The organism is Virgibacillus halodenitrificans JCM 12304 (assembly GCF_001310895.1).
Lineage (GTDB): Bacteria > Bacillota > Bacilli > Bacillales > Amphibacillaceae > Virgibacillus_Q > Virgibacillus_Q halodenitrificans.
The window spans coordinates 13,724-33,051 of the sequence record NZ_BAZS01000004.1 but is presented as its reverse complement, the minus strand read 5'-3'; the positions used below and the strand labels follow the sequence as shown (position 1 = coordinate 33,051).

16 protein-coding genes are annotated in these 19,328 nt (G+C 37.6%); 11 read left to right on the top strand and 5 right to left on the bottom strand.

Annotation, left to right across the window (positions count from 1 at the left end):
• Window positions 1-135: 135 nt before the first annotated feature.
• From jag to rpmH, 4 genes are all read right to left on the bottom strand, one after another.
• Window positions 136-756, bottom strand: a complete 621-nt coding sequence (gene jag / locus JCM12304_RS03525) for an RNA-binding cell elongation regulator Jag/EloR (RefSeq protein ID WP_060678554.1) — start codon at window positions 754-756, stop codon at window positions 136-138.
• Complete coding sequence (gene spoIIIJ, locus JCM12304_RS03520; RefSeq protein ID WP_019377822.1) at window positions 753-1,520, bottom strand: YidC family membrane integrase SpoIIIJ; 768 nt, start codon at window positions 1,518-1,520, stop codon at window positions 753-755. Before spoIIIJ ends, jag begins: the two co-directional genes overlap by 4 nt.
• Before the next feature lie 92 nt (window positions 1,521-1,612).
• Window positions 1,613-1,957 (bottom strand): ribonuclease P protein component, encoded by a 345-nt coding sequence (rnpA, locus tag JCM12304_RS03515; RefSeq protein WP_019377821.1) that lies wholly within the window; start codon window positions 1,955-1,957, stop codon window positions 1,613-1,615.
• Between the two features lie 148 nt (window positions 1,958-2,105).
• A complete protein-coding gene (gene rpmH, locus JCM12304_RS03510; protein WP_019377820.1) occupies window positions 2,106-2,240 on the bottom strand; it encodes a 50S ribosomal protein L34 in 135 nt (44 codons plus the stop codon).
• A gap of 565 nt (window positions 2,241-2,805) precedes the next feature.
• On the opposite strand from rpmH, the gene dnaA reads away from it, so the two are divergent.
• The 8 genes from dnaA to JCM12304_RS03470 all read left to right on the top strand — a co-directional run bounded on the left by dnaA (window position 2,806) and on the right by JCM12304_RS03470 (window position 13,951).
• Window positions 2,806-4,152 (top strand): chromosomal replication initiator protein DnaA, encoded by a 1,347-nt coding sequence (gene dnaA / locus JCM12304_RS03505; RefSeq protein WP_019377819.1) that lies wholly within the window; start codon window positions 2,806-2,808, stop codon window positions 4,150-4,152.
• Window positions 4,153-4,369: 217 nt separating this feature from the next.
• The gene (dnaN, locus tag JCM12304_RS03500) at window positions 4,370-5,506 is read left to right on the top strand and encodes a DNA polymerase III subunit beta (RefSeq protein ID WP_060678553.1); all 1,137 of its coding nucleotides are present in this window, start codon (window positions 4,370-4,372) and stop codon (window positions 5,504-5,506) included.
• A 761-nt stretch (window positions 5,507-6,267) separates the two neighbouring features.
• The gene (yaaA, locus tag JCM12304_RS03495; RefSeq protein WP_060678552.1) at window positions 6,268-6,492 is read left to right on the top strand and encodes a S4 domain-containing protein YaaA; all 225 of its coding nucleotides are present in this window, start codon (window positions 6,268-6,270) and stop codon (window positions 6,490-6,492) included.
• The gene (recF, locus tag JCM12304_RS03490) at window positions 6,492-7,604 is read left to right on the top strand and encodes a DNA replication/repair protein RecF (protein ID WP_019377816.1); all 1,113 of its coding nucleotides are present in this window, start codon (window positions 6,492-6,494) and stop codon (window positions 7,602-7,604) included. The genes yaaA and recF overlap by 1 nt, the downstream gene beginning before the upstream one ends.
• 17 nt (window positions 7,605-7,621) lie before the next feature.
• Window positions 7,622-7,921: an extracellular matrix regulator RemB gene (gene remB, locus JCM12304_RS03485; RefSeq protein ID WP_019377815.1), complete on the top strand. Its 300-nt coding sequence runs from the start codon at window positions 7,622-7,624 to the stop codon at window positions 7,919-7,921.
• A 117-nt stretch (window positions 7,922-8,038) separates the two neighbouring features.
• The gene (gene gyrB, locus JCM12304_RS03480) at window positions 8,039-9,964 is read left to right on the top strand and encodes a DNA topoisomerase (ATP-hydrolyzing) subunit B (RefSeq protein WP_019377814.1); all 1,926 of its coding nucleotides are present in this window, start codon (window positions 8,039-8,041) and stop codon (window positions 9,962-9,964) included.
• An 83-nt stretch (window positions 9,965-10,047) separates the two neighbouring features.
• Entirely contained in the window at window positions 10,048-12,594 is a 2,547-nt protein-coding gene (gene gyrA, locus JCM12304_RS03475; protein WP_060678551.1) for a DNA gyrase subunit A, read from the top strand.
• Window positions 12,595-12,835: 241 nt separating this feature from the next.
• Window positions 12,836-13,951, top strand: coding sequence for an HD-GYP domain-containing protein (locus tag JCM12304_RS03470; RefSeq protein WP_060678550.1), 1,116 nt, complete (start codon window positions 12,836-12,838; stop codon window positions 13,949-13,951).
• Between the two features lie 4 nt (window positions 13,952-13,955).
• Here JCM12304_RS03470 and JCM12304_RS03465 read toward each other — a convergent pair whose 3' ends face one another.
• A complete protein-coding gene (locus JCM12304_RS03465) occupies window positions 13,956-14,900 on the bottom strand; it encodes a YaaC family protein (RefSeq protein ID WP_060678549.1) in 945 nt (314 codons plus the stop codon).
• A 330-nt stretch (window positions 14,901-15,230) separates the two neighbouring features.
• Between JCM12304_RS03465 and guaB the strand changes: the two genes are divergently transcribed.
• From guaB to pdxS, 3 genes are all read left to right on the top strand, one after another.
• Window positions 15,231-16,700, top strand: coding sequence for an IMP dehydrogenase (gene guaB / locus JCM12304_RS03460; RefSeq protein ID WP_019377809.1), 1,470 nt, complete (start codon window positions 15,231-15,233; stop codon window positions 16,698-16,700).
• 371 nt (window positions 16,701-17,071) lie between these two features.
• Entirely contained in the window at window positions 17,072-18,406 is a 1,335-nt protein-coding gene (locus JCM12304_RS03455; protein ID WP_019377808.1) for a serine hydrolase, read from the top strand.
• Between the two features lie 33 nt (window positions 18,407-18,439).
• Window positions 18,440-19,324: a pyridoxal 5'-phosphate synthase lyase subunit PdxS gene (gene pdxS, locus JCM12304_RS03450; protein ID WP_060678548.1), complete on the top strand. Its 885-nt coding sequence runs from the start codon at window positions 18,440-18,442 to the stop codon at window positions 19,322-19,324.
• Window positions 19,325-19,328 lie beyond the last annotated feature (4 nt).

Here is a 19,328-nt window from a genome sequence, read left to right as displayed (position 1 = left end):
GAAGAAGAATTATACATAGTTCAAAGGAATCAAATTAATAGTCTAAAGTGTGGCTATCCGCCACAGAATAGATTAATTATCTTATTTTTCAAATAAAAAATCCGTTTGGCTCAAATATGAACCAAGCGGATTTAATTATGTTTCAGGTTGTATCACAATATGTCGATGTGGTTCTACACCATGGGAGGATGTAGATACATCTTTTCTCTTTTGCAATGCACTATGGATAATTTTTCGTTCAAATGCTGGCATTGGCTCAAGAGCAACCTTTTTATTAAGGCGAATAGATTTAGCCGCCATTTTTTCTGCCAAAGACTCCAATGTCTCTTTCCTTCGACCCCTGTAGCCTTCTGCATCTAAAGTTACTGAATAAAATTGATCACTATCTTTATTTAAAGCGAGATTTACCAAGTATTGCAATGCATTTAATGTTTGACCACGTTTCCCAATAAGAACGGCGATATTATCACCTTGCAATTCATACGTGACATGCTTACCTTCAACTTTTGTTATAACATCAATCTCCACATTCATTTGTTGAGTGATGTCCTTAATAAAGTTTTCAGTCTCTTGAACAAGATCTTTTTTCATTGTCACTTTAACAAATGCACGTTTGGAACCAAATAGCCCCAAAAGTCCTTTTTTTCCTTCGTCAATTACATTAATTTCTATTTGGTCCCTTGTTGTGTTTAACTGCTCTAATGCTGACTGGACCGCTTCTTCAACTGTTTGGCCGCTAGCAGTTATTTCTCTCACTTTTTGTCTCCTCCAGTATCTGAACCTTTCTTCATCATAGGCTTACGAATAAATATTGTCTGTGCTACCATAAAGATATTACCTACAACCCAGTATAATGCTAGGGCTGCCGGGAAGAAGAATGCAAATACACCTATCATGAGTGGCATTACATAAAGCATAACCATCATTTGTGGATTTTGAGCTGCCGGACTACCTGCCATCATTAATTTCTGTTGAAGGAAAGTAGCAGCTGCGGCAATGATCGGTAAAATATAGTCAGGTGATCCTAATTCAAACCAAAGGAAGTTATGTGAACTGATTTCTCCTGTACGCATAATTGCATGGTACATTGCAATCAGAATTGGCATCTGAACAAAGATCGGTAAACACCCTGCAAGTGGGTTCACCCCATGCTTTTGAAACAAAGCCATCGTCTCTTGCTGAAGCTTTTGTTGTGTATTCGCATCTTTGGAACTGTATTTCTTTTGAAGTTCTTTCAATTCAGGCTGGATATCCTGCATTGCTTGAGAACTTTTTAATTGTTTTACGTTTAAAGGTAGTAATACTAAACGAACAATCACTGTAACAATTACAATTGCCAGTCCGTAATTTTCATTAAATAATTCGGCAAAGTAAGTGATTACCATGGATAATGGGTACACAAAATAACTATTCCAAAATCCTTCACTCTCTGCTGTTATTGGCTGGTCGATCTGGGTACACCCGGATAGTACAGCAAGTAAGCCTACTAAGGCAACCAGCAATAAATACTTTTTACGCAAAATGTTTCCTCCTAACTACAAAGCGCGCTTCACGCTAACCCTAAAGAAGTAGTCTTATTCCATGTTATTTTAACTTAAAATATGCAATCAAGCTATACTTTTTTCAATAAACGTTCTTTATATAATAGATGTGTTAAACTTTTTTTTATTTCAATATATTCCATGTCTTTAGTAGGCTGCCTCGCAATAATTACAATATCATAAGGATATTTAATATTGCTTTCCAGCTCCTGGAAAGATTGCCGTAAGTATCGTTTAATTCTATTTCTCGTAACGGCGTTACCAATTTTTTTACCTACGGATAGTCCTATTCGGAAATGCTGTTGATCTTTTTTTTCAACATAATAGATGACAAGCTGTCTGTTGGCAAAAGATTTACCTCTTTTAAATGCGTATTGAAACTCTTCATTCTTTTTAATCCGAAATTCCTTTTTCATTCTATCACCTTTACTACTAGTACAACACAAGCTTGTCCTAAAAATTTATGTATTCACGGCTTTTTCCAGACACAGATCCAACTGAAGAAATTATGTAAACATACAATCGATCTTATATTGAAAAAAAGACCACTGACGCTTCAGTGGCCTATGCAGATAATACTTTTCTTCCTTTACGACGGCGACGAGCCAAAACTTTACGTCCGTTTTTAGTACTCATGCGAGTTCTAAAGCCGTGTACCTTTTTCCGTTTACGATTATTTGGTTGAAACGTTCTTTTCATTTTATCTTGCACCTCCCCAAGGGATGAAATATCCAAATTAAAACTAATCCAGTAGACAGTCTTTGTAATTATACGTAATAAAACGGCAATCTGTCAACTTACTTTCAAAAAAAGTTTATCCACAGTACTTGTTCGCTAATTTTCGAGCCATTTTTATTATCCACATCATTTATCGACAAGAAAATCACAAAATATAGGGGTGTGGATAGAAATTGTATACAACAGGTTGAATTTGTGGATAAGTGTCGATAAACCATTGCATTTCCTGCTTCTATTTGGTATTATATTTGTGTTTAACTCATCCAAAAATGAAAAACAAATTTTACTTATACACAGATTGTGGATAAGATGTGGATACTTATTCCACACCTTCTTCATAAGGTTATAAACATAACTGTGGATAAGGTTTATAAGTCTACTATATACTTGATAGTACTTCCATTTATTATCCACAATAAAAAATAGAATAATGTACCAAAATTAATTAAAATGTGTTGCCTTTCCGTCTACATAGATTGAGAGAGGCTTTTTATATCACTAAAAGTAGAAAGGAGTGAACTCCAGATTGGAAAATATTAACGAGCTATGGGTGGCTACATTAGAAAAAATTGAAGAAAAAATTAGTAAACCTAGCTTTGATACTTGGTTAAAGAATACAAAAGCTGTTGCTATTGAAGAAAATACGCTAATTATTTCCGCACCAAACGATTTCGCGAGAGACTGGCTGGAGAATCAATATACACAGTTAATTTCTGATATTATCCTGGATATTACCGGGTCCAAATTAGATACAAAATTTATTATTCCAGATACGGCGGGGGCGGAGAATGAGGTAGATGCAACACCAAAACCTGCGCCAAAAGCAGCAAATTCGAATGACATGCCAAAATCAATGCTCAATTCTAAATATACGTTTGATACCTTTGTCATTGGAGCTGGAAACCGTTTTGCTCATGCAGCTTCCTTAGCTGTTGCGGAAGCACCTGCTGAAGCCTATAATCCCCTTTTCATTTACGGAGGCGTAGGTCTTGGTAAAACACATTTAATGCATGCGATTGGCCATTATGTTCGAGAACATGATCCCAATGCAAAAGTAGTTTACTTGTCCTCTGAGAAGTTTACCAATGAATTTATTAATGCAATTATGGATAATAAAACAGTGAACTTTCGAAATAAGTATCGAAATGTAGATGTTCTTCTAATTGATGATATTCAGTTTATTGCTGGAAAAGAATCAACCCAGGAGGAATTTTTCCATACTTTTAATACACTACATGAAGAAAGTAAGCAAATCATTATTTCCAGTGATCGGCCACCTAAGGAAATACCTACATTGGAGGATCGATTACGCTCTCGCTTTGAATGGGGATTGATTACGGATATTACTCCCCCAGATCTGGAAACAAGAATTGCAATCCTGTCGAAAAAAGCAAAAGCGGAAGGTCTGGATATTCCAAATGAAGTAATGCTTTATATTGCAAATCAAATTGATACAAACATTCGGGAATTAGAAGGTGCACTGATCCGAGTTGTAGCCTATTCTTCTCTTGTTAATCAGGATATAAACGCATCATTGGCAGCTGATGCTTTAAAGGATATTATCCCTAGCAGCAAACCGAGACTTATTACCATTCAAAGTATTCAAGAGATGGTTGGAGAGAAATATAATGTGCGGATGGAAGACTTTATTGCAAAAAAACGTACTAAATCAATTGCATTTCCAAGACAAATCGCAATGTACCTTTCAAGAGAATTAACAGATTCCTCTTTGCCTAAAATTGGTGAAGAGTTTGGCGGACGTGATCATACAACTGTTATTCATGCACATGAGAAAATCTCTAAAATGATGGAAAACGATGCAAATTTAACGAGGGAAATTGAAGAACTTAAAGAGCAATTAAAATCTTTTTAAGCAATAATAGAAGTTTTAATTCGAAATGAAAGGTTTATACACGTGTGAATAGTGTGTAAAAAGGTGCAACTTTGTGAACATGTTGTCCACATGTGTATAACTAGCAGTGACATACTCAAATTTAACTTATCCACATAAACACAGGCCTTATTACTGTTATTACTATATTTTTATAAATAAAATATATATAAAGAACTTCCAATAGGAGGATTTATTAATGAAATTTATTATTCAACGTGATCAATTAATTGCAAGCATACAGGATGTAATGAAAGCAATATCTTCAAGAACAGTTGTACCGATATTAACTGGAATGAAAATTGAAGTGAAACAACATGGAATTACACTAACAGGAAGTGATTCTGATATATCCATTGAATCCTATATACCAGCTGAGGAAGATGGAAATGTAAATGTAGAGCAAATTGAAGAAGGCAGTATTGTCTTACAAGCAAAATATTTTCCTGATATTGTTCGTAAATTACCAGAAAAAACAGTTGAGATCGAGGCTGATGAAAACTTAAAGGTCACTATTCGCTCTGGTAAAGCTGAATTTAATCTTAATGGACAAGATGCAGAGGAATATCCTCAGCTTCCTAAACTGCAAACAGATGATAGCTTTGAATTACCAACAGATTTACTTAAAAGTTTAATAAAGCAAACTGTATTCGCTGTTTCAACAATGGAAACACGGCCCATCTTAACAGGGGTTCATATTAAACTGGAAGAAGGAAATTTAACATTTACTGCTACAGACAGTCACCGTCTTGCTTCCCGCGAAGTACCAGTAAGTGATTCGAACACAGCATTTCCTTCAGTAGTTGTTCCTGGTAAAAGCCTTAATGAATTAAATAAAATTCTCGATGATACGGAAGAACCAGTTGAAATAAGTGTGACAAATAACCAAATTCTTTTCCGTGCAAAGAACCTTAATTTTCTCTCACGTTTATTAGATGGTAACTACCCGGAAACTTCTCGCTTAATTCCGGAGCAAAGTAAAACGGTATTGTATGCTAAAACAAAAGAATTACTAAACACGATTGATCGTGCATCTCTTTTAGCCAAAGAAGAAAGAAATAATGTTGTTCGTTTAAACACTCAAGGGGATCATGTAATTAATATTACAGGGAATTCCCCGGAAGTAGGTACTGTTTCAGAAGAAATCGTGGTACAATCCATGGAAGGCGAAGAATTAAAAATTTCTTTCAGCTCCAAATATATGATTGATGCACTAAAAGCAATTGAGTATGAAGAAGTAAAAGTAGAGTTTACAGGAGCTATGCGCCCATTCATTATTCGACCTGCAAATGAAGATCCAATTTTACAACTTATCTTACCAGTACGTACGTTTTAATCAGTTAAACTAGTCTTTAACCAGTAAAAAAGCTTATCCACATGTGGATAAGCTTTTTTAGTATGAACTTAACTATAAATAGATGTTGGGTTATTCATTAATTCCACTTATAGATAAAGCGAACTAACTTATTTGTTTGTAAATGACCGTTTCGGAAAATACACTTCGCTTTCCGTGGGCAACGCTTCAGCTTCCTCGGAAGAAAATCACTTCCTGCGGGATCTTCAGCTGTTGCTTTTCCCACAGGAGTCTTCGTGTTTTTCCTCCACTGGTAAAGTGGTTAGATAATAAAATACTAAGGAAGTTGACACTAAACGGAGCGTAGCGGAGGTGTGAAAGCGTCCCCCTGCAGCGGAAATCAATGGGGTCCATCCTCTTGCTCAAAATGAGATATACTTTAGTTCGCATTTTACGCCGGCTCTTAAAAAATGAAAGTAGATAAAATAAAGTTTTTAATCAATATTTGCTTGTTAATTAAACATAAAAGTTTCCATGTGTATTATTTAATCCTCCACTCTTCCTAAATTAATAAATTTTCGTTAGATTGTCTTTTCGCTATCCCAAAAATTCTGGATGCCAAGGAGTAATTTGGTGCTGTAGACATCCAAAAAGCCAAATTTAAGCCCGAATAGGCCTTTTTGAGGTAATTAAGGGTCTTACCTTCCCTTATTGCAAAAACTTTAGTAAAATAGGTTTATAAATGAAATAAAGGTAATACTTGTTGATAATAGTAAAAATAATATAGAGATTTGGTGAGATATATGCATGAACAAATTGAAATAAAAACGGAATATATTGCATTAGGGCAATTTATTAAGCTTGCCAACATTCTGGAATCCGGCGGAATGGTGAAATCATATCTTCAGGAAGAAGGTGTATTAGTAAACGGCGAGCAGGAACATAGACGAGGGAGGAAGCTTTATCCCAACGATGTTGTGGAAATTGAAGGGATCGGCTCTTATATCGTGGTAAAAGAGGGCGAATAATGCATATAGACCAATTACAATTAAGGAATTTTCGGAATTACGATAAATTAGATATCGAATTTGATGACAAGATAAATGTTATCATCGGCGAAAATGCCCAAGGAAAAACAAATTTAATGGAAGCCATCTATTTGTTAGCCTTTACTAAATCACATCGTACTCCCAGAGAAAAAGAATTAATCCAATGGGAGCAGGAATATGCTAAAATAGAAGGTAGGATTACAAAACGAAATCGCTCGTTTCCTCTGGAAATCGTTATTTCTTCTAAAGGTAAAAAGGCCAAGCTAAATCGTTTAGAGCAAAAACGTTTAAGTGACTATATTGGCGCTCTGAACGTAGTCATGTTTGCTCCGGAAGATTTAAGTCTGGTCAAAGGTGCCCCTCAAATCCGCAGACGCTTTGTCGATATGGAGTTAGGCCAAATTCAGCCTAAATATATCTATCATTTAGGGCAGTATCAAAAAGTCCTGAAGCAACGAAACTATTTATTAAAGCAGTTGCAGCGAAGGAAGGAACAAGATAGAACGATGCTGCAAGTGTTGACAGAGCAATTGGTAGAACACGCCGCGACCCTATTGGAGAGAAGGTTTGTTTTTATAGATTTATTACAAAAATGGGCAAGCCCGATCCATCATGGCATTAGCAGACAACTGGAGGAGTTAGAATTAAGATATTCTCCAACAATAGAAGTATCAGAAGCTGCTGATAGGGAGAAAATAGTAACAGCATATCTCGAGAAGTTTTATGAAATACAAGAAAAAGAGATTGAACGTGGGACCACATTAATTGGGCCGCATCGTGACGATCTCCTCTTTTACGTGAATAAGAAAAATGTCCAAGTATATGGCTCCCAAGGACAACAGCGAACCACAGCCTTATCTGTAAAATTGGCAGAAATTGAATTAATATACAACGAGGTCGGTGAATACCCCGTTCTTCTATTGGATGATGTACTAAGTGAATTGGATGATTATCGACAGTCCCATTTACTGAATACAATTCAAGGTAAGGTACAAACCTTTGTTTCTACAACAAGTGTTGATGGAATTAACCATCAAACATTGGAGAAGGCAGAATTATTTAAGGTTAGAGACGGTATAGTAGACACATAATTTTGGGAGGAAATACCATGTTTATACATTTAGGTAATGATACGGTTATTAGATCAGAGGAAGTAGTAGCAATCATAGATTTTAATCTAATTTCCTCTTCAACCATTATGGAAGAAATGATGGATCATGCCACTAAACACAAAATAGTCAGTGGGCCAGTTTCAGAGGCAAAATCGGTCATGATTACGACAAACAAAATTTACTATAGTTCTCTATCTGTCTCTACACTAAAAAAACGAGCAAGTATGATCTCAACAATTAGTAAAGTTGATGATTTTTCAGATGAAATCAAAGAGTTAGAGTTAGATGAAGATTGATTTTAAAACAATTTAGTCTGTAATTTGATTGTTAGCCTATACAGCGATGAAACCTTTAAACATATCTTTGGAAGATTATCCAATAGATGTCTTAGTAAAAGAAATGGATGTGAAATCATGTCAATGGAAGACAAAATTATGAATGAACAAGCATATGATGCGGATCAAATTCAAGTCTTAGAAGGCTTGGAAGCAGTACGTAAAAGACCTGGTATGTATATCGGTTCAACTAGTGAAAAAGGGCTTCACCATCTCGTATGGGAAATTGTTGATAACAGTATTGACGAGGCTCTTGCAGGCTATTGCGACCATATTCAGGTTATCATTGAAGAAGATAACAGTATTACGGTAAAAGATAATGGGCGCGGAATTCCTGTTGGTATTCAGAAAAAAACAGGGCGACCTGCTCTTGAAGTTATTATGACCGTACTTCATGCAGGTGGTAAATTTGGCGGTGGCGGCTACAAAGTTTCTGGTGGTCTACATGGTGTTGGTGCCTCTGTAGTTAATGCACTTTCGACTCGTATGGAGGTACACGTACATTTAGATAACAAAATCCATTTTCTAGCATTTGAAAAAGGAGTTCCTCAAGGGGAAATTGAAGTTGTCGGCGAAACAGATGTAACTGGCACAACCGTCCATTTTATACCTGATCCAGAGATTTTTACTGAAACAACTGAATATCAATTTGATATATTGGCCCAGCGATTGAGAGAGCTGGCATTTTTAAATAAAGGAATTACGATAACTATTGAGGACAAGCGTACGGGTGAAGAGCCAGTCAGCTACTATTATGAAGGCGGAATCAGTTCGTATGTAGAGTATATAAACCGTACAAAAGAAGTACTTCATGCCCCGTTTTATTCGGAAGGTGAGGAAGAAGGGATAGCTGTAGAAGTAGCCATTCAGTATAACGATGGTTTTTCCAGCAACCTTTACTCTTTTGCCAATAATATTCATACGTATGAAGGTGGTACGCATGAGTCAGGATTCCGTACAGGACTTACCCGTGTAATCAATGACTATGCAAGAAAGAACAATTTATTTAAAGAGAACGACCCTAACTTATCTGGTGAAGATGTGCGGGAAGGTTTAACTGCGATCGTTTCCGTCAAACACCCGGATCCGCAATTTGAAGGACAGACAAAGACAAAGCTTGGTAACAGTGAAGTTCGTTCTGTAACAGATTCCATATTCAGTGAAACATTTTCTAAATTCCTTTTTGAAAATCCTACAGTTGGAAAGATCATTGTGGAAAAAGGGCTGATGGCCTCAAGAGCCCGTATGGCTGCTAAAAAAGCCAGGGAACTAACAAGGAGGAAAAGTGCTTTAGAAATATCCAATCTACCAGGTAAGCTTGCTGATTGTTCTTCCAAGGACGCGAAAATCAGTGAACTTTATATTGTTGAGGGTGACTCAGCAGGTGGGTCTGCTAAGCAGGGGCGTGACCGTCATTTTCAGGCGATCCTCCCGTTAAAAGGTAAAATCCTCAATGTGGAGAAAGCCCGATTGGATAAAATCCTCTCCAATAATGAAGTAAGAGCAATGATTACTGCGCTTGGGACTGGAATAGCAGAAGACTTTGATATTACAAAAGCCAGATACCATAAAATAGTAATAATGACTGATGCTGACGTTGATGGGGCCCATATCCGGACATTGTTATTAACCTTTTTCTATCGCTATATGCGTCCTTTAATTGAGCATGGTTACATTTATATTGCTCAACCACCTCTTTATAAGGTGCAACAAGGGAAGGCTGTACATTACGCATATAATGATAAAGAAATGGAACGTATCCTTGATGAGTTGCCAAAAGCTCCAAAGCCTGGCTTACAGCGCTATAAAGGTCTTGGGGAGATGAATGCCTCCCAGCTTTGGGAAACTACAATGGATCCTGAGAACCGTCTGTTACTTCAGGTTGATTTATCCGACGCCATTGATGCAGACCAGGTATTTGATGTACTAATGGGGGACAAGGTAGAGCCTCGCAGGAATTTCATTCAAGACAATGCTCAATATGTTAAGAATTTAGATATATAAAAAGCAAAGTACGATTCTTTTTTGATTAAACAAATGCGCTTCCGTTTAAGAGGGTTGCGCTTTTGTTAGGAGGTAGTAAGTCAATGGCTGATCAACAGCGTCCAAATGTACAAGAAATTAATATTAGTCAGGAAATGCGGACATCTTTTCTGGACTATGCGATGAGTGTTATTGTATCGCGTGCCTTGCCAGACGTACGTGATGGTTTAAAACCCGTTCATCGTAGAATATTATATGCAATGAACGATTTAGGTATGCATGCAGATAAAGCATACAAAAAATCTGCCCGTATTGTCGGAGAGGTTATTGGTAAATACCATCCCCATGGTGACTCAGCGGTTTATGAAGCAATGGTTCGTATGGCTCAAGATTTCAGTTACCGGAATATGCTCGTGGATGGGCATGGTAATTTTGGTTCTGTAGATGGTGACTCAGCTGCAGCTATGCGTTATACAGAAGCAAGAATGTCTAAAATCTCTATGGAGCTTTTACGAGATATAAATAAAGATACAATTGGCTATCAGGATAATTATGATGGATCAGAGCGGGAGCCAGTTGTCTTTCCAGCTCGTTTCCCTAACTTGCTTGTGAACGGAGCTGCAGGGATTGCTGTTGGGATGGCGACAAATATCCCACCACATAACCTAGGCGAAACGATTGATGCTGTATTGGCAGTCAGCAGAAATCCGGAGATCACCATTGATGAATTGATGGAAGATTATATTCATGGACCGGATTTTCCAACATCTGGTGAGATCCTTGGCCGCAGTGGAATACGGAAAGCATATGAAACTGGCAAAGGCTCGATTACGATTCGTGCAAAAGTTCATATTGAAGAAAGGCCGAATGGGAAATCTACTATTATCGCAACAGAGCTACCATATCAGGTTAATAAGGCAAAACTGATTGAAAAGATTGCTGAGCTTGTTCGTGATAAGCGGATTGATGGGATTACCGATTTACGAGATGAATCAGATCGAAATGGTTTACGGGTTGTCATGGAATTACGTCGTGATGTAAATGCCAATGTAGTACTTAATAATCTATATAAACATACGGCACTGCAAACTTCTTTTGGAATAAATTTATTGGCATTAGTTGATGGACAACCAAAAGTACTGACAATTAAACAGTGTCTGGAACATTATCTGGATCACCAGATTGTCATTATCAAGCGCAGAACTGCGTTTGAACTTCGTAAGGCAGAGGCACGTGCACATATTCTGGAAGGACTGCGTATTGCACTTGATCATTTGGATGAGGTTATTTCATTAATACGTAATTCTAAAACAGCTGATGTTGCACGTAATGGACTTATGGAGAAATTCGAATTATCGGAGAAGCAAGCACAGGCAATTCTGGACATGCGTTTACAACGGTTGACTGGTCTTGAACGTGAAAAAATTGAAAATGAATATAATGAATTGCTTCAATTAATTGAAGAGCTAAAGGCAATTTTAGCGGATGAAGAGAAAGTATTGGAAATCATTCGTGAAGAGCTTACTGAAATTAAAGAACGATTTAACGACCCACGCCGGACGGATATCGTATTAGGTGGAGCAGACTTCTTTGAAGACGAAGACCTTATCCCTGAAGAAAATATTGTTATCACGTTGACACATCAAGGATATATTAAACGTCTGCCTTCCTCTACGTACCGTACACAGAAACGAGGTGGTCGTGGAATTCAGGGAATGGGGACAAATGAAGATGACTTTGTGGAACATTTAGTATCTACTTCTACCCATGACACAGTGCTTTTCTTTACGAACAAAGGAAAGGTCTACAAAGCAAAAGGGTATGAAGTTCCTGAATTCAGCCGAACTGCAAAAGGAATTCCAATTATTAACATGCTGCAAATAGAAAAGGGAGAATGGGTCAATGCTGTTATTTCTGTAAATGAATTCAGTGATGATAACTACCTATTCTTTACAACTAAGTATGGGATTTCAAAACGTACAACACTTACACAATTTGCAAACATCCGCAAAGGTGGTTTAATCGCTGTTGGGTTGCGTGATGAAGATGAATTAATCTCTGTTCGTCTGACAGATGGTAAGCAGGATATTATGATTGCTACGAAAAATGGATATCTTATCCGCTTTGAAGAGGAACAAATCCGCTCCATGGGGAGAACAGCTGCAGGTGTTAAAGGTATTTCTTTACGTGATGGGGATGAAGTAGTTTCTATGGAAATACTTCAAGAGGATTCGAACATCTTACATGTTACAAATAAAGGATACGGTAAACAGACACCTGAAAGTGAATATCGCAGAACCAATCGAGGTGGTAAAGGGGTATTTACTTGTAATTTAACAGAAAAAACGGGTCTTGTTGTTGCTGTAAAGGCTGTATCTGGTGATGAGGATTTGATGATGATTACGGTTGCGGGAGTTCTGATTCGTATTCCGGTAAAAGATATATCTGAAACAGGTAGAAATACAATGGGAGTCCGCCTGATTCGTTTACAAGAAAATGAGGAGGTTGCCACTGTAGCAAGAGTGGATGCCGATGAAGAGGAAGAAGAGTCTGTAGAGAATCTGGAAGAGACAACAGATGTAAATACAGAGAATCAAGCCGAAGCAACAGAAGAAAATACAGCTGAAACAGATGAGAATACAGAAGAATAATAGAGCATTGGTTATATAAAATAGGATGTACAACTAAGATAAAGACTTATCCAGTTACATCCCGTTTGAGCGCCCGCAATTAGCGTACGAAGGGGAGAAACGAATTCCACCTGTAGTCATGGCTATGCGGGCGTTTTTATCTCTTAGGAAACGATAAAGTTTTGGCCATATTTTGTTCGTATGCCTGAACGGTCAAGGCGCTTCCGCTTTTCCTATATTTACTATAATTGGGGGCAATTATATGCGAGTAGAACCAACTCAGCTGGTGCCAGGTTGTGTCTTAATTAAAGGGGTAAAAGGTAAAACAAGCAAGGATCTCATACCACAAAAAACAACATTGACAGAAGAACATATTACCGTATTAAAGAAATTCCTTGTCCCGTCAGTAGAAGTAGCTGCAAAGCTTGCGACTGGCGAAATGTTTGAGCCATCCTCTATTTTAAGACAAGAAGGACCAGCAAAAGAAAAAGCAAGTAATATAGAAAATAGTACAAAGCTTTCTGTTAAAGATCTTTATAACCAGACTGTAGAAGAATTCAAGAAATTATTTTCAGGTTGGCAGAATGGTGTTCCACTTGATCTCCCTGCAGTTCGTAAATTAATGATTCCACTGTTGGAACGCTTGGATGAGTGGGATAATGAGGTCTTCTCTCTCAGCAATCTGGCGATAAGCAAGGATTATTTCTATCATCATTGTGTTGCAGTTGGGATTATTTCTGCCTATATAGGCAGAAAAATGGGATACCGTCACGGGGAATATCTGCAAATTGGATTGGCAGGTTTTTTAAGTGATAGCGGCATGGCAAAGATAGATCCAGCTATCATAGTAAAAAAAGGGTCACTAACACATGCAGAAATGGCTTCAATCAAGAAGCACCCTACTTACTCCTATCGCTTTGTTGAGAATAGCTCTATGCTTACAAAACAAGTGAAATTAGCTATTTTGCAACATCATGAACGAATGGATGGAAGTGGATATCCGCTTGGCCTGACGCAAAAGAAAATCCATATGTATGCAAGGATTATTGCAGTTGCAGATCAATATCATGCAATGACCTGTTCCCGTCCATATCAGGGTAGCCAATCCTCCTTCCATGTTGTGGAGCAATTGCAAAAGGATCAGTATTTGAAGCTTGACCCCCGAGTAGTACATACATTTATGGAGGGGATAGCTAACTTTTCGAATGGATCCAGAGTTCAATTATCTGATTTACGAACAGGTGAAATTGTGTTTATTGAGCCTAATCAGCCTACACGCCCAATCATAAAAATAGATGGTACGGAGGAATTAATTTCATTACAGAATAACCCCTCCCTCTATATACAAGCTATCCTAAGTAATAAAACTATATCTTAGCTTTTTAATGTAATGCATAAAGATATTTTCCTAGGAGAAAAGGGATTTTATCTGCTGTCAACTGGAGAAAACAGCGAATAAAAGGATAATCGATTTCCGGTTTTGTTGAAAATAAATCACCCCACCACTCTGCTTCATATCTGCATAACATACTTAGATTATATAAAACCAGATAATGAATCATTACTTCTGGTATAGGCAGAAATTGTTCTCTTCTGCTGGGGAAGAAAAGCTGGGAATCCGCCCTATTGGCATAAAACGGCCCATTGGCTTCTTTTATAGGAGCGGTTAGTTCAATACGAATATAGTTATCATCTGTATCGACATATTTCATATCAGGTACATAGCCGGAAATCTTATTTATAAAAGCCTTCTCCGTCAAATGATAGCTATCCAAAATGGTAGTCGGAAATTGCAATAAATTGGAGTAGAGTTTTCCAACAGGGAAAAGCTCTACTTTTTTTTGTAAATCAAATAAAGGAATCATTTCCGGTAATAAGGCAAGTAATGATTCCATGCTCCTTTTCTCAAACGGATGTTTTTTATGAGAGAAGAGATGCTCGGAGAAATAAGGATACAAGCCATTATGCTGTATTTTTACTTCATCTTTTAAAAAGGAGTAATTTTTCTTTTTGCGTTTTCTTGCGGTTACCCCATGTGCCAATAAGGCAGCAGATTCTGGATAATAGGGTCTCTTTGTTAACAAACAGGCTTTTACTAAATGTACCATTCCATAAAAATACAAAACGGGTTGTAACAAGGCATCTGCCTTGCGCCCATTTTCATAAAATCGCTGGCCATGATCTAAATAATAAATAAATGTATTACAGTTCTCATAGCTCCTATTCTGTGCATCTGTATCTTCCAAATGCTGATAACAGTGGTGTAAGTATTTCTGGGCTGTCTGCTGTGATTGCAAATAAGTTAAAAAAGTATTTATTTCATTCATTATAAGACCCTCTCAGCTTGAAAATATAATATATGAGTTGTACCTACCTGATAAGCTTATTGGATGCCTGCAAGGTGTAGTCAGTCAGGCATCCCAAGGATAAGGCGAAACTATCCTGCCGTCCTTAAAGACACTTACTTTTTTGTTACATTATTCAGAATCTATTTACTTTAATTTTTGAACGTTATGTTGTTGAAAAAGCTAGTATGTTCGCGTATTGTATATAAAAATACCATTACAGACTTAGTTTTACCCAGTTTATAAACAGCATACATCTACAACATTTTGGGGAAATTTAAAACAGTATTATTATGATGGAGGAGGATAATTATGAGAGCAGACAAATTTGCAAAAGAAGGTCTAACATTTGATGATGTTTTACTAATGCCAGCTAAATCAGAAATACTTCCAAAGGATGTAAAGGTAAGTACTAGTTTAACTGCAAACCTTAAACTTAATATGCCATTGCTTAGTGCGGGAATGGATACAGTAACGGAAGCTGAATTGGCGATTGCAATGGCACGCCAGGGTGGATTAGGCATTATTCATAAAAATATGTCCATTGAGGAACAGGCAGAACAAGTTGATAGAGTAAAACGTTCAGAAAGCGGCGTTATTACGAATCCATTTTTCTTAACCCCTGAACATCAAGTTTATGATGCAGAACATTTAATGGGCAAATTCCGTATCTCTGGCGTTCCTATAGTGAATTCTTTTGAGGAACAGCAATTGGTGGGAATTTTGACAAATCGCGATCTTCGTTTTATTCAAGATTATTCTATCGCCATTTCCGAAGTAATGACGAGTGAAAAGCTTGTCACTGCTCCTGTAGGAACAACATTAGAGGAAGCAGAAAAACTCCTCCAACAATATAAAATTGAAAAATTGCCATTAGTGGATGAGCAAAATGTACTTAAAGGGTTAATTACCATTAAGGATATTGAAAAGGTCATTGAATTTCCTAACTCTGCGAAAGATGTCCATGGCAGATTATTAGCAGGAGCAGCCGTTGGTGTTACTGGAGATGCCATGAAACGGATTGAAAAGCTTGTAGATGCTGGTGTAGATGTTATTGTAATTGACACAGCTCACGGACATTCCCAAGGAGTAATTGAGCAGGTAAAAGCTGTACGTAAAGCATATCCGGACTTGGATATTATTGCAGGAAATGTAGCTACTGCTGAGGCAACAGTGGAATTGATTCAAGCTGGTGCTTCCATTGTAAAAGTAGGTATTGGACCTGGTTCCATCTGTACAACACGTGTTGTGGCAGGTGTTGGTGTGCCACAAATTACTGCTGTTCATGATTGTGCAGAAGCAGCCTCCTCTTATGGTGTACCGGTTATTGCCGATGGGGGAATTAAATATTCTGGAGATATTGTAAAAGCATTGGCGGCTGGAGCTCATGCAGTAATGCTTGGAAGTATGTTTGCTGGTGTGAGTGAAAGCCCAGGTGAAACAGAAATTTTCCAAGGCAGACAATATAAGGTGTACCGCGGAATGGGCTCAGTTGGAGCTATGAAGGCAGGCTCTAAAGATCGTTACTTCCAGGAATCTTCTGAAGCTAAAAAGCTTGTACCAGAAGGCATTGAAGGAAGAGTTGCTTATAAGGGCCCACTAGCTGACACTGTTCATCAATTATTAGGTGGCTTACGTGCAGGTATGGGTTATTGTGGAACAGAAACCATTGACGCCTTACGTAACGATGCACGATTTATTCGAATTACAAATGCAGGTCTTCGCGAAAGTCATCCACATGATGTACAAATAACGAAGGAAGCACCAAACTATTCTGTTTAATTTTTAGAGGCTGAAATAAAAGAAATTTTATACAATGAAAATCCGAACCGATTCGTACTACTAATGAATGATGGTTCGGATTTCTTTTGCAAGAAATTAGCGGAGCGTTTTTCCGGAGCGGGGCTTCCACAATTTAGAACGTTCGTCTTTAGAATAGCGCTATGTTAGTTATGTCCCAGTCTCGTATTCTTCTTTTAGGAAGGAAAAGAACTGCTTTCAAAAATTAAATAGGGAATTTTTCTTAACTGAAAAAAATGTAGACTGGGACTATTCCCTGTCTATTTTTTTAATATTTTATGTGGTAAAATGATGAAGTGCATACTTTGAGATGTACATAAAATAGATAAAATACAAGTTGGAGGTACAGAAAGTTGAAACACAATTTTAAAAAAGGGTTATCATTCATCCTTGCAGTTATGGTAGCAGTGATAACAATAATGGTTCAGCCATTTTCGACAAAAGCAGCAGAGACATTGGACATCAAAGCAGATTCCGCCATTTTAGTTGATGTGGAAACAGGTAAAATTTTGTATTCAAAAAATGCGGACCAAGCACTTCCTCCAGCTAGTATGACGAAAATGATGACAGAATATTTAGTGTGGGAAGCGATTGAAAAAGGCGACATATCATGGGATACAACTACGCAAATCAGTGATTACCCATACAGTATTTCTGCAAATACTTCTTTCTCTGGAGTGGGCTTAAAGCAGAGTCAAGACTATACTGTGAAAGATTTATATAAAGCGATGGCCATTAATTCGGACAATGCAACAACAATCGCGCTTGCTGAATTAATAGCGGGATCCGAAGGCGAATTCGTTAAAATGATGAATAAAAAAGGTAAGGAAATGGGCTTGCCGGATTTTAAATTCGTTAACTCGACAGGATTGGATAATGCCTCTCTAGGTGATAATTATCCAGAAGGCACAGATCCTAATGCAACCAATTTATTATCAGCTGAATCAGCTGCATTGCTTGCGTACAAGCTTATTAAGGATTATCCGGAGGCTTTGGATATTTCCAGTATTCCCGTAACTGATTTTGATGGTCAGAAAATACGTAACTGGAACCATATGTTGCCACATGACACAACTTTTTTAAAGCAGTTTTTCTATGAAGGTGTGGACGGGCTGAAAACCGGTTATACCGATTTAGCTGGATACTGTTTCACTGGTTCAGCAGAACGAAACGGTAACCGTCTGATCTCTGTTGTTATGAAAACTGGAAGTGAAGAAGAGCGATTCCAGGAAACAGCCAAGCTATTTGATTATGGTTTTTCTAAATTTGAAACCAAAGAACTATTTCCAGAAGGGTATCAGCTAAAGGATGAGACCACCTTACCTGTTGCAAAAGGTAAAGAAGAAAAGGTAAATATTTCTACAAATAAATCTGTTACTATTCCTGTGAAATCAGGGCAGGAAAAACAATATAGCATTAAATATAATCTTGATAAAGATAAGTTAAATAAAGAAGGAGAACTCCTGGCACCTATTAAGAAAGGTGAAAAGATAGGTACTGCTGAAGTAGTCTTTAAAGGAGATAAAGACTATGGCTATATTACTAAAGATAAAGGTAATACCATTGATTTAGTTACAAATGAAGCTGTTGAGAAGTCAAACTGGTTTATGCTAACTTTAGGTGCAATTGGCGATTTCTTTGTTGATTTATTTACAACTGTCGTTGATTGGATTAAAGGGTTATTTTAATATAAAAAATAAAACTTTACAGGGGGAATTACCATGACGAATACAGGTACAGAGAGAGTTAAACGAGGAATGGCTGAAATGCAAAAAGGCGGCGTCATTATGGACGTAGTTAATGCCGAGCAAGCAAAAATCGCCGAGGCAGCAGGGGCAGTCGCTGTTATGGCTTTAGAAAGAGTGCCTTCTGATATTCGTGCAGCAGGCGGGGTTGCCAGAATGGCTGACCCAACTATTACAGAAGAAGTATTAAATGCAGTCTCCATTCCAGTAATGGCTAAAGCCCGTATTGGACATATTGTGGAGGCACGTGTGTTGGAAGCAATGGGTGTTGATTATATTGACGAGAGTGAAGTATTAACACCTGCAGATGACATATTCCACCTCAATAAATCCGACTATACAGTTCCTTTTGTTTGTGGATGCCGTAATTTGGGTGAAGCTGCACGACGCATTGGAGAAGGAGCTTCCATGCTTCGTACAAAAGGGGAACCAGGTACAGGGAATATTGTAGAAGCTGTACGCCATATGCGTGAGGTGCAATCTGAAATCCGCAAGTTAACTGCTATGTCAAGAGATGAAGTAATGACATTTGCTAAGGAAATTGGTGCGCCATTTGAATTGTTAATTCAAATTCGCGAAGAGGGACGTTTACCTGTAGTTAACTTTGCAGCAGGTGGAATTGCCACTCCTAGTGATGCTGCACTAATGATGGAGCTAGGTGCAGATGGAGTATTTGTTGGTTCTGGTATCTTTAAATCGGACAACCCTGAGAAATTTGCAAAAGCTATTGTTGAGGCAACAACACATTTTCAGGATTATAAGTTAATTTCAGAGCTTTCCAAAGGATTAGGAACTGCTATGAAGGGTCTTGAAATGAGTACTATTGCCGCACATGATCGTATGCAGGATCGCAGCGAATAGAAAG